Raw genomic sequence first — 12,314 nt, 5'->3', positions numbered from 1 at the left:
ACAAACCTCCACCTTAAAGGCGCTAAAGCAAGGGGTGAAAGTATAAATAAGTGTGACTAAGAAACAGCAGCCGCAAGTAAGGATTACAGAAAGTATGGCATTAGCTAAATGCAAAAAGCCTTAGCTACTGCCAAGGCTTCTCAAAATATCTTATAGTAAACCTAACTATAAATCCTTCTGTTTTTCTTATCCGGGAAAAAGGTTTTGTCCAGGCTATACTTGCCGGGGCCTATAAAGTAAAGGGAAAAGAAAAGTATGGCAGACTCAAGTGCATGTGAATAGCCTCCGAATCCATCGCCGGCAACTACGTGCCTTGTAGTAGCTACGATCATTGTTACCAAAAGCAGAACGCATACCGGCCTGAAGAACAAGCCAAGCATTAGCAGAAAACCACCTACAGTTTCAGCGAAGGCAGCCATAAATCCCCAGAATACCGGAAAAAAGTCGATGCCAAATACAGCCATGTTTTTGCCAAGCATCTCCCAACGTTCTGGGCCACCGGTCATTTTAGGCCAACCATGAAGTATAAACATGATGCCAATGCCAATGCGTAGCAGCAGCAAGCCGAGGTTTCTGTAGTTATAGCGGGAGCGTAGAAGTGCCATGAGAGCAATAATACAAATTCGCCTGCTATATTACAAACGGCTAATATACCAACACGCGTTTTACCAGTGTATTGGCAGGTACAGTTTCCGGGGTAAATTTGGAAATCCGGTTCTGGGGCAACTGCGAGGTGTCCAAAACAAATGACAACCCGGATTCATTTGATACCGCAACAAAGCCACCGTCGGCAAGTGTTACAGTACTTATTGGATGATATCGCATCACTTCGCTATACTTAGAACCAATTCCGATTCCTTTGGGTGTTTTATAGCTGGAGTTCTGTACATTAATGCGCCATACATTGCAGTCCGGGTTACAGGCTTGCTCTATTAGCAAACCCTTAGCTTCGTTTGCTGGCTTTAGCAAATAAGCCGTAGCTGGAGTTCCTTCAAGGGTAAGTACAGTATCGGCAATAGTATAGCCTGCAGGCACCTGATTGCGCATGCTGTCTATAGGTTCTCCTATTTTTATACTTCCCACGCGGTCCTTCTGTATTACAAAAGTAGAAGGAGCTGGTGTGGCATTTTCGATAAGCGATTCTGTTTCGGTTAAAGCAGCAGATTGATCAGCTTCAATACCGGTTTCCTCTTCTCTCTGCGACAAGCATGCCGCCATCCCTACACCCAACAGTATTGCATAAATTATATTTCTGATCATTCTCATTAGCTTTATTTTCTATTTAACCTTGATGTGCTGCTGCAGGTTGTCGTATATTAGCACGAAATAAACATTCGTTTATTTTATCATACATTAACTAAAAATAATAGCATGGCAAGACCCTTGATCTTAGTTTCGAACGACGACGGCATTACAGCACCAGGCATACGAACACTTGTAGAGGTTGCAAGAGAAATAGGAGAGGTGGTGGTGGTGGCACCAGACGGACCTCAGTCTGGCATGGGCCACGCCATTACTATTGGAAATACCCTGCGCTTAGATAAGTCCATTGCTTTTGATGACATGGATATTGAGGCCTACGAATGTTCTGGTACACCCGCTGATTGCGTGAAACTGGCCAAGCACCACGTGTTAAAGGATCGTAAGCCTGATTTAGTGGTAAGTGGCATTAACCATGGCTCTAACTCAAGTATTAGTGTACTTTACTCCGGCACCATGTCGGCTGCCATAGAGGCGGCTATAGAAGGACTGCCGTCTATTGGTTTCTCGTTGTGCGACTACGGCCATGAAGCTGATTTCTCGCATACCAGGCCTTTTGTAAAGCAGATAATTGAACAGGCATTAAAACACCGCATCCCTGAGAACACGGCTCTGAATGTGAACTTCCCGAAGAAAAGCGGAGAAAATATAAAAGGTATAAAAATCTGCCGCCAGGCGCGTGCAAAATGGCAGGAAGAGTTTGACGAACGCCTTGACCCGCGCAACCGCAAATACTACTGGATGACGGGTAGCTTCGTGAACTTTGACAAAGGAGAGGACACCGATGAGTGGGCACTTATAAACAACTACATCTCAGTAGTGCCTTGCCAGTTCGACATGACAGCGCACCACGCTATTGGTATCCTTAATGAAGGATGGCAATTTTAATGTAAAAGTATAACAACTCAGTTATCAAAAACCTTTGTCATCTCGAACAGCGTGAGAGATCTTTACAAGATTCTATAGAGATTTCTCGCGCTGCTCAAAATGACAGGATGAAGTATAATAGCAGCTGCTATCTCCTCACTATTTATACCTGGTCACCACTACGTCCGGCTTAGCACCTGAGGTATCTGCTGGTTGTTTGCTTCCGTCGTCCGTAACAAACCTGATCACCAGGTTGTAGGTAACTGGCACTGCCTGGCCATCTACTTTGCCTGGATTCCACTTCCCGTCCATCAGTTTAACTACTTTTCTAAGCTCTTCGTGTAAAAGGTAGTGGTCTTCTTTGCTTATTTCTTTATCCGGAGACATGAAAGGGCCCACCACAGAGCCGTCCGGTTTAATAACGAAGCCTGTTTTATAATCACCTTCGAAGCTCAGGTTTTTAGGGTAACGCAGGTTCTTGGCCAGGAACTTGTTCAGTGGCCCATCCTGCAGCGTAGGCTTTACATCGGCCTCGTCATAAGCATAAGAATTTTTGGTATACTTGGTCATGGAAGGAGCTAGAAGCGTTTGCCCGACACCCTTACCACCAGTACTACTGTTAAACTGAACAGGGAGCACCACTTCAGAGGCTGCAGGCTGTCCTTTCTTTAGCGCCGGCTCCCAGTTACCTGATGTAGCCTTTACAGCTGCAACGGCTGCCTCAGAAAGCCAGGCAAGTATGGCTTTATTCTGTAGGCTAAACGTAGAGGCATCCATGTAATCCAGCTTTGAGTCGGGGCCAACGGTTTTCTTCAGTTTCGTACCATCTAACCTGATGTTGGATACATTTCCCTCCTGGTCTACATAAAACCGTACCATCACACGGGCATCCACGTTTTCCTGCTTTGCCTCGTCAGGTAGTTTCAGGTAAGAGCTCATTGTCTTTAGCATCGCTTCCTGGCCACCCTTGTACTGCGGCATTTTGTTGGCGATACTAGCTGTGGCAGTTCTTTCAGCCTCTGTTAAAGTGAAGCGGATAGGCATCGTATAATTTACCCTAACAAGCTGGCCGTTTTGCCGTCCTGCAGTCCATTGTCCGCTCATAGATTTAACAACCCGGATGGCTTCTTCATCGGTGCCATGACCAAGCTTTTTTACCGTATGTACTTCGGAGATAGAGCCGTCCTTCTCTACAATAAACTGCACCACTACCAAGCCTTCTACACCGTTGTTCTTGGCATCGGAAGGGTATTGAATGTTGCTGGCCAGGTACTTCATCATCTCAGATGCACCGCCCTTGAAAGCAGGCATCTGCTCTACGTAGGCAAATGGTTTCTCTTTGGTTTGGGCCAGAACAGCAGGGGAGGCTGCCAGCGCTATGCTTAACAGAGCAGCAGTAGTTAATTTGGTAAATATGTTTTTCTGTTTCATGGTTAGTTTGTTTATAGTTTGGAAAAGGCAATACAATTCTGGTTCAGCCAGTAAATGGCCGAAAAAAGTATGGGATTTATGTAAAGTTTAAATTATTTAAGGGTAAAGCGTACCGGCATTGTATAGCGAACCTGTACCGGAACACCATTTTGTTGTCCTGGCTCCCAACTGCCGTTCATGCTTTTTACAACGCGTAAGGCTTCTGCATCTGTGGCTTCATCCAATGATTTTAAAACTTCATAATTGGATAAAGAACCATCTTGGTTTACAACAAAACTTACTACTACTAAACCAGCTTTTCCTGCTTCCTGAGACTCTTTAGGATACCTGATGTTTTTGGCCAGATACCTGAGCATTTCTGCCTCTCCACCTTTAAAACGGGGCATCTGTTCAACATAGACAAAAGGTTTTTCAGCTTCGGATTTGCTAGTGGCTGTTTCCTCATTCGGTTCTTTTGCAGCTTTGGAAAGTGGTCTAAGATTAGCAGCTTTATCCTCCCTTAACTGTTCAGGTGCTTTATTATTTTGGGGTGTTGTCTCTGCTTTAGGAGTCTCAGCTTCAGGTTTTATTTCAGGCAAATACTGATCGGCTGCTGCAGAAGCTTCGCTGCCGGTAAACGTATTTATCTCCTGGGTAAGCCCTTTAAGTATACTAGACTGAGCATCTACCTGCTGTACCGAAAAAACAATCGCCAGGCCTGCTACAAATGGCACAACCAACAACTGCCGAAACCAATCAGGTTTGTTATTTCTTAACTGCAGCATCTGCAACCGTTTTAGCACTTGTGGCTTCTGAAAATAACTACCAACTGGCAATCCCATGTTCAGAAGAGCTTCTTTAGAGAGTAGCGAACTGTATGCCTGTGTCTGATAAGACTCCGCAACGCGGGCATCGGCCTGGTACTCGTGTACATCGCGTAGTTCCTGCTTTAGTAGCCACACTACAGGGTTAGCCCAAAGTATAGCCGTAAGAATTTCATAATATACTACGTCCCAAGTATGGCGAAGCTTCACATGAGCCAGCTCGTGTGCCAGCACTTGTTCCTGGTCGGTTTTGCTTAGGTGAGCCTGCTTACTTAAAAATATACTGTTGCCAAATGCGAACGTGGAAAGCGACTCTGAAAGCTGGTATACTTTAACTCCTTCTTCCTGTGTTTCTGCAGGTAGTTCCACAGCTTTTATTGTACTTATGTGCCAGAGTTGCTTAGCTAGTTTAAACAACAGCAGCACAATACCGGAGCCGTAAACCAGTGAAGCGACTACAGATAATGAGATGTTGTTTGCTTCTGTTGCAGGCTTCTTTGCTGTGGCGTATCCTGTTACTGTTATTTCGCTGAGTTGTATAGCCTGCAGTGCCTCTCCTACAACGTTCTCGGGAGCAAGGGCAATAGGCCACTTAAGCAGCGGCAGCACTAACGCTACCAAGGGCGTTAGTAGCAAGTATAACCTGTTAAAGGTAAAGCTATTCTGATTGCGCAATAAGCCGTAATAGAAGAGGTAAAGCGCCAGAATAACTATGGCTGATTTAAGTATGTAGCTAACTGTTAGTTCCATTGTTTTCCTCCTTTTCTTCTGAGCTAATGTCTTTGCGTACGTGCTGCATCAGTTGATCAAGTTCCTTTACATCCAGGTTGTTGTCTTTGGCAAAGAATGATACCAGCTTCTCGAAAGAGCCACCAAAATACCCGGACATAAAGCTTTTAAGAAAGTCGCTTTTATACTTGTCTTTTGGCACAAGCGGGTAGTACTGATGTGATTTACCAAAGGCCTCATGTCCTACAAAACCCTTCGTCTCCAGAATGCGCACAATAGTGGAAACGGTGTTGTAGGCTGGCTTTGGCTCAGGTAACTGCTCTAGTATGTCGCGAACGAAACCGCGCTCCAGTTTCCACAGCACTTGCATTATCTCTTCTTCCGCTCTAGTTAACTCTTTCATGTATATTTTTATGATCTATAGTACTAATATATAACTAAATACTTAGTAAACAAACTAAATGTTTAGTTATTATATACAAAAAAAATAAAAGTGGCCCTGTGTTATATCAGGGCCACTTTTATACTTCTATTAATAACCTGGGTTCTGCGTTAAACTTGGATTAACTTCTATTTGCTGAAGTGGGATTGGCCATAAATTACGGAAGGCATCTTCGCCACAAAAATCGAGTACATCGCAAGTAAGGTTGTAACGCTTAAGATCTATGAAGCGGAGACCCTCGCCAATAAACTCTAGTCTGCGCTGTTGAAGAATTTCTGTCAAAGCCTGCGCATTTGTTAAGAGCACTAAAGCAGGAAGCCCGGCTCTTGTTCTGATTCTGTTAATATCAGCGATAACCTGTGGGCTAGCCGGTGCTGATGCAATACCCTGTCTGGCTCTTGCCTCTGCACGAATCAGGTACATTTCAGCTAGTCTGATTACAGGAACATTGTCTGCATTATTAACAACGTCTTCATACTTCAACAGTCTTCTTCTACTGTTTTCGATAGCAGTAGTGGCGGCAAAACGCTCATCTCCGTTTTGTGCAGACGCTTGTAAAGCATTATAAGCTCCTGCACGCAGATAGAACTTTTGTCCTGGTGTACGTGGGTTGGATGCAGCACCTAATCCACTCTGATCATTCAGCGTAAAGTCAACCTCAAAAATGATTTCTGACCCAGACTCTGTTGTAAATATTTTTGCAAAATCTTCTTCAAGTGCAAAACTGTTGCTAGTAATTACCTGATTGGCTTTTTCCTCAGCTAGCGCATAGTTACCACGCTGTAAGTATACACGAGCCAAAAGAGCACTTGCAGCAGCACTGGTTGCACGGGTTTTAGGGTTGCTCACACCAGTGAGTTGTGTTTCAGCAGCACGCAAATCACTGATTACTGCGTCATATACCTGGCTTTCAGTTGATCTTGGCAGGTTTTGAATCTCACTTATTTCAGTAGTTGGTGTAAGGGTAACTGGCACCCCTCCAAAAACCTTTACAAGATCGAAATACGCTAAACCACGCAAAAAGAACATCTCACCTTTTATTCGCTTACGCTGCGCATCTGTGATATTGGTTAACTGATCTGCTGCGCGAAGTACAATGTTAGCTCTGTTTATTACAGTATAAATAGTAGCCCAAGTATTGGCAATTTGCAAGTTAGAAGCATTTATAACTCTTGCACTAACTTCCCTGTCTGTTGTGAAGGTACCCCGGTGCTCCAGGTTATCAGCATAAACACCCTGATACAGGAGGTATCTTAATCCATAATAGTTCGTTGACTGCATCGCACTGTAAGCACCAAGTGCAGCTCTTTGCAGTGTCGTGAAATCTGATATGGCGCCCTCAGCTTCGATAGCTGTTGTTGGCTCCACTTCTAGCACATCGTCGCAGCCCGAAAAGGTAACCAGACTGAGTGCAGTAAGTAATATGATTGAATATCTTTTCATGATCTTCTTCCTTTAGCTAATTAAAATCCAACATTTACACCAAATGTAATGGTACGTGCCTGTGGGAACGTGTAGAAGTCAACACCTAGGGTGGTGTTAGAGGTACCTGCAAAGTTTACTTCCGGGTCAAAACCAGGATAGTCAGTAAACGTGAACAAGTTCTGCGCCTGCACATAAACCCTAAGGTTTCTCATTTTTAAGCGCTCTGTTACACCTGTTGGCAGGTTGTATCCTAAGACAACGTTTTTAAAGCGCAGGTATGAACCATCGTAAATAAATCTTGATGAGTTGCTGCGGTTGTTGTTATTCGGATCTAGTGCGGTTGCTCTCGGAGTATCAGTCACATCACCCGGCTGCTGCCAGCGATTCATTACATCATCCAGCATGTTATCATCCAGGAAATCGTTACCTAAGTGTTTCTGATACTGATGACTTGGTGCCGCAATGTCGTTGCCGTAAGAGAATTGCAAGAATATGTTCAGGTCGAAACCTTTGTAGCGGAAATCGTTGGTAAAACCACCTACAAAATCAGGTTGTGCATTGCCAATAATGGTTAAGTCGTCATCAGTGATTAATCCATCATTATTAATGTCACGGAAGTTGATATCACCAGCCTGAGCACCTTGTCCTTGGCGTGATGCCGGAATCTCATCTTCTGTGCTATAAACGCCATCAGAAATAAATCCATAGAAAGTACCGATAGGCTCACCTTCGCGCAGAACTAAAGAGTTACCTCCGAAGCCGTAGAAGATATCTTGCCCCTGGTATAGTTCTGTTACTTCGTTTTCATTAAAAGCAAGGTTCAAGTCAGATGTCCAGCGGAAACCATTATCCTGAGAATCAAAATTTATTGTTCTAAGTGCAATTTCAAAGCCTCTGTTTTCTGTAGATCCTACGTTAGATTGAAAACTGCCAAAACCATTTTGTGTTGGTACAGGGCGTGCAAACAACAGGTCGTCTGTTTGCTTAATATAATAGTCCAGCGCCAGGTTTACTCTTCCATTCGCAAAACCAATATCAGCACCTACGTTAAACTGTTTTGTTTCTTCCCATCTAAGGTCAGGGTTAGGGATTTGCGTCTGTGCAATACCCGGGTTATCCAAATAGTTTGCACCGGTTACCAGGGCTAAATAGCTGAAGTTACCAATCTCCTGGTTACCCGTTACGCCATAAGATGCACGCAGCTTCAATTCGCTCAGCGCGTTTACGCCAGACATAAAGTCTTCTCCGATAATTCTCCAGCCTGCAGATATTGAAGGGAAGTAACCGTAGCGGTTGTTTTCACCGAAGCGTGACGAACCATCTGCACGGAAGTTAATACCAACAAGGTATTTATCCTGAAAGTCATAGTTTAACCTGCCAAAATATGAAACAAGTCCCCATTCTGATTCAGAGTTAGAGCCTGCATTTACAATGGCTGCACTGGCTACATAACGGAAACGCTCACCAGGGAATCCTTCACCAGTTACAAATGCTTGATTAATAACGTTCTTTTCAGTGCTTGTACCTAGAACAGCAGAAATTTCATGTACGTCATTAAAAATCTTGTTATAAGTTGTAGTGGCTTCTAATAGGCGTTTAGTAACTGTTGTACTTGCATTGGTTGCAGAGCCACCTACAGCCGTAGATGAAGAACCTGGGTAGTTAGTTGGTGTATAACGGCGCTCGTTAATATTAAGCGCATCGTATCCAGCTCTAACTTGTACATCTAAGCCAGGAATGATGGTGTATTTGCCGAAAATATTACCGATACCACGTAAGTTGATTGTCTCATCATCGTTCTCTGTGCCCTCGGCAACCGGGTTAGTATAGAAATAGTTTGGTCGGGTATACCTGCCATCTTCATAAAAAACAGGCCATACTGGTGATGCTGCCAAGGAATTTGCAAAAGGACCGTTCAAGGTGTTATCGCTAACGATACGGTTATTTTCAGAGCGGCTTAACTGAATGCTTGTACCAATTGTCATTCTATCAGAAACCTGGTGATCGAGGTTAAGGCGTGTTGAGTAACGCTGATACTGACTACCAATTACAATACCTTCCTGATCGAAATAGTTACCGGATAAGTAGTACCGGGTTTTTGCGTCGCCTCCATTTAAGGATAATTCATAGTTTTGAATAGGAGCTGTTCTTGTTACTTCTTCTATCCAATTGGTTTCTGTTGGGGTAAAATCAAGGCCACCATAGTAAAATTCAGTAAAGTCTTCGAAAGTAGCACCTGATTCTAGGAAGCCATCATTTATATAAGCTTCTGTCATTATTTCCTTATACTGTTCTGCATTTAGGAAATTAGGCTCTTTCCAGATTTTCTGAAAACCTCTGTAAGCATTAAAGTTGATCTGTGTCTTTTTAGCAGATCCGCGTTTGGTAGTGATGATAACTACACCGTTGGCAGCTCTTGATCCATAAATAGCTGCTGCAGAGGCATCTTTCAAAATGTCGATTGACTCGATATCATTTGGGTTAAGATCTGAAACAGCGTTTACGTTCTGTCCACCAAACCCTATTTGTGAAAAGTCACCGGTTGTTAGCGGTACACCATCCACAACATATAACGGCTGGTTACTGGCCGAAATTGAAGTTGCACCACGAACCCTCACACTGATACCACCGCCCGGTGTACCAGAGTTCTGAGATATCTGAACACCTGCCGCACGTCCTTGCAGTGCCTGGTCAACGCCTACAACCGGAATGTTCTTTAATTCCTCAGATGTTACTTTAGAAGTAGCACCTGTTACTTCGCGGCGTTCCTGGGTACCATACCCAACTACAACTACTTCTTCCAGCAGTTCCTGGTCAGCTACAAGCGCTACATTTATAGTAGAGCGGCCACTTACGGGAACCTCTTGTGTTGTCATGCCTATAAAACGAAAAACCAACGTAGCGTTTGGCCTAACATTGAGCAAGAATTCACCTTTTGCCCCGGTAGACACGCCGTTAGTTGTCCCTTTTTCAATCACTGTTACGCCCGGCAGTGGTTGCCCGGACTCTGCCGATGTTACCACACCGGAGACAGTTTGAGTTTGTGCTAATGCGCTGCTAACAATAGCAACTATTAGCAGAAAGCTCAATAGTAAACCTTTCTTCATAATTTCAAAACATTTTGGTGAATAGTAAAACTTCAAATAAAACCAGTAGATGATAATAAAGTTACATACTTTGATTCCTATACAGATATATAGGTATAGTTGTTGTACTTTGTCATAAATAAAAAAGTGTAAACTTAAAGCGGGGAAGCGTAATTGCTTAAAAGCCAATAATTAAGTGTAAGTTAGACTCTAGTGCAGTTTTTTCAGTAATACTTATACTGTTTAGGTGCAGCTGTGTTTCATAAAGTGTAATAAAGTTTTGGTACTGTTTTTAAAAGGATGCATACTAAGAAGTTGTGATTTGGATACGATACTCATATTATAATTGCATCACCGTTACAGAAAGATAACCATGTCCTTCATCAAGTGTTTTTTGCCAACCCATACGCTTTAACTCTCTTCTTATAAAATTGTTCAGAAGCCCATGCGCCACAAGCACAGTGGTACGGTTAGAGGCGGCATCAGAGGCTAAGGTTTGAGCACACTGGCGTGCCCTTTGCTTCGCCTCTTTAAAGGTTTCTATGTCTTTGCTGTTAAAGCCAAGAAACCAAAGTACGCGTGCGCTTAAAAGCCAGAGTTTGATGGGCATGCGCAGCAAAGGCAATGAGAAGATCCTGCGTTCAAATTCTCTAAATGATTTGTCTATTTTGAGTTGTACATCACTGCCGAAAATAGCCTTGGCAGTTAGTTGAGAGCGGGGGAGGGTACTGCAGTATACTTTATCTATCTCTTTGTAAGGAATGGCTTCATGCTCCAGCACAAATTCTTCCACTGCTGCTGTGTCGTAATCAGTTATATACTTTCTGGCAGCCTCATTACTGAACCAACCGTTTTTTGACAGGTCTGGCCGCGCATGTCTTATCAAAAAGATGCGTTTCGGAAGTATGGTTGTATCTGCAGGTGTATCCACAATAAGCTGGCAAATTTAGCTATCCTTTATACGCGTACATTTGCCAGTTTAGGTTTAGCGTTAATCAGTTTGCTAAAGTTCGGGGCGGAGCAAGGTCAGCAAAAATGCTGCTTTTGAGTTTCTCCCACTCCGGCCTTAAAATGCTGTAGTAGATGGTGTCGCGTCGGCGGCCATCATGCATTAACGTATGGCTGCGCAATACACCCTCTTCGGTTGCACCAATCTTTAGCATGGCTTTCCGGGAGCGCATGTTCAGCACATCGGTCTTAAGCTCTACCCGCTCATACTTGAGTTTATCAAAAGCATACTGTAGTAAAAGAAACTTGCATTGCCTGTTCAGGCCTGTTCCTCTGAATTCTTTGCTAAGCCAGGTCCAGCCAATTTCAAGTCGCTTGTCGGTATCGGAGATATTTCCGTAACTGGTGCTGCCGGCTATTTTTCCAGTGGCTTTGTCTATAATAACAAAAGTATAGCGAGTACCGGCTTGGTATCCCTTTATTACTGTCTGCTGCCATACTTCAAACTCGTGCTGATTGCTGATTTTCGTTGGCATCAGGCGCCAGATATCTTCATCGTATACAATGTCCTTTAACTGGTCTACGTCAGAAGGTTTATACCTACGCAGTAGTACACGGCTGTTTTCAAGTATAATGTCGCTGGTAAAGTCCATGGCTTAAGCAAGAAAGTGAGCTTTAAATATAAAAGTATGTCAGGGGTAAAATATCAAAATAAAAGGTACAACACTAAAGTATAATTTTTGAAGTAGTTACAGTTGAAAACACGTAGATAACTCCTTTACAGAGTATGATGAGGCTGATGCAGATAAAGTTGTGAAGCTGTAAGACTCGTTTGCCGGAAAGTCTTTCCCGGATAAACTTTTAGGATGTGCCATAAACATTTTTAAGCGCAGTGATATTAGTGCCGAAATGGTATCCATACTTGATATTGGCTTCTTGGGGGAGCTGCTGGTGTATTTAACTGAATATGCCGGCGCAAATTGCCATCTTTCAAATTGCCTTCTCACTGGACGTAGCCAAAGAGTGCGAAGCCGACGAAGCCATCGATATAAATGATTGCTATAAAATTATCGAAAAAGTAAAGGAACTGACCAACGGAAAGTTCTGTGAACGCGTAATAGAGTGCACCGGAAAAGAATGTCCTCTAAACCTGGCTGGTAAGCTTAGTGCCGAACGCGGCAAACTTATCATAACCGGCTTCCACCAGGATGTCATGGGACAGGTAAACATTCAACTCTGGAACTGGTGCTGACTGGATGTGATAAATGTCCACGAGCACGATTCTCAAAAGTATATAGAAGGTATAAAAGCTGCTGTTAAAGC

Annotated in this window: 11 protein-coding genes; 2 read left to right on the top strand and 9 right to left on the bottom strand. The window is 43.5% G+C overall.

What is annotated here, in order from left to right; genetic code table 11:
- Positions 1–161: 161 nt before the first annotated feature.
- Together H8S84_RS19470 and H8S84_RS19465 are read right to left on the bottom strand one after the other, a co-directional pair.
- Positions 162–605, bottom strand: a complete 444-nt coding sequence (locus H8S84_RS19470; protein ID WP_187069062.1) for a DoxX family protein — start codon at positions 603–605, stop codon at positions 162–164.
- A gap of 40 nt (positions 606–645) precedes the next feature.
- Entirely contained in the window at positions 646–1,260 is a 615-nt protein-coding gene (locus tag H8S84_RS19465) for a mechanosensitive ion channel protein MscS (protein ID WP_187069061.1), read from the bottom strand.
- A 111-nt stretch (positions 1,261–1,371) separates the two neighbouring features.
- Here H8S84_RS19465 and surE point away from each other — a divergent pair, with 111 nt between their 5' ends.
- Complete coding sequence (gene surE, locus H8S84_RS19460; RefSeq protein ID WP_187069060.1) at positions 1,372–2,148, top strand: 5'/3'-nucleotidase SurE; 777 nt, start codon at positions 1,372–1,374, stop codon at positions 2,146–2,148.
- Positions 2,149–2,286: 138 nt separating this feature from the next.
- Here surE and H8S84_RS19455 read toward each other — a convergent pair whose 3' ends face one another.
- The 7 genes from H8S84_RS19455 to H8S84_RS19425 form a co-directional block, all read right to left on the bottom strand.
- Positions 2,287–3,558, bottom strand: coding sequence for a TonB family protein (locus H8S84_RS19455; RefSeq protein ID WP_187069059.1), 1,272 nt, complete (start codon positions 3,556–3,558; stop codon positions 2,287–2,289).
- A gap of 92 nt (positions 3,559–3,650) precedes the next feature.
- Positions 3,651–5,111: a M56 family metallopeptidase gene (locus H8S84_RS19450; RefSeq protein ID WP_187069058.1), complete on the bottom strand. Its 1,461-nt coding sequence runs from the start codon at positions 5,109–5,111 to the stop codon at positions 3,651–3,653.
- Positions 5,095–5,493 carry a BlaI/MecI/CopY family transcriptional regulator gene (locus H8S84_RS19445; protein WP_187069057.1) on the bottom strand — a complete coding sequence of 133 codons (399 nt, stop codon included), beginning with the start codon at positions 5,491–5,493 and terminating at the stop codon, positions 5,095–5,097. Before H8S84_RS19445 ends, H8S84_RS19450 begins: the two co-directional genes overlap by 17 nt.
- Positions 5,494–5,622: 129 nt before the next feature.
- The gene (locus tag H8S84_RS19440; protein WP_187069056.1) at positions 5,623–6,975 is read right to left on the bottom strand and encodes a RagB/SusD family nutrient uptake outer membrane protein; all 1,353 of its coding nucleotides are present in this window, start codon (positions 6,973–6,975) and stop codon (positions 5,623–5,625) included.
- Between the two features lie 20 nt (positions 6,976–6,995).
- Positions 6,996–10,064 carry a SusC/RagA family TonB-linked outer membrane protein gene (locus H8S84_RS19435; RefSeq protein ID WP_187069055.1) on the bottom strand — a complete coding sequence of 1,023 codons (3,069 nt, stop codon included), beginning with the start codon at positions 10,062–10,064 and terminating at the stop codon, positions 6,996–6,998.
- Between the two features lie 319 nt (positions 10,065–10,383).
- Entirely contained in the window at positions 10,384–10,974 is a 591-nt protein-coding gene (locus H8S84_RS19430; RefSeq protein WP_187069054.1) for a histidine phosphatase family protein, read from the bottom strand.
- 64 nt (positions 10,975–11,038) lie between these two features.
- The gene (locus H8S84_RS19425; protein WP_187069053.1) at positions 11,039–11,644 is read right to left on the bottom strand and encodes a GNAT family N-acetyltransferase; all 606 of its coding nucleotides are present in this window, start codon (positions 11,642–11,644) and stop codon (positions 11,039–11,041) included.
- 314 nt (positions 11,645–11,958) lie between these two features.
- Here H8S84_RS19425 and H8S84_RS19420 point away from each other — a divergent pair, with 314 nt between their 5' ends.
- A complete protein-coding gene (locus tag H8S84_RS19420; RefSeq protein WP_187069052.1) occupies positions 11,959–12,243 on the top strand; it encodes a zinc-binding dehydrogenase in 285 nt (94 codons plus the stop codon).
- Positions 12,244–12,314: the final 71 nt, after the last annotated feature.

Source organism: Pontibacter cellulosilyticus, assembly GCF_014306105.1.
GTDB classification, from domain to species: domain Bacteria; phylum Bacteroidota; class Bacteroidia; order Cytophagales; family Hymenobacteraceae; genus Pontibacter; species Pontibacter cellulosilyticus.
This window is presented reverse-complemented; position numbering and strand designations above follow the sequence as displayed.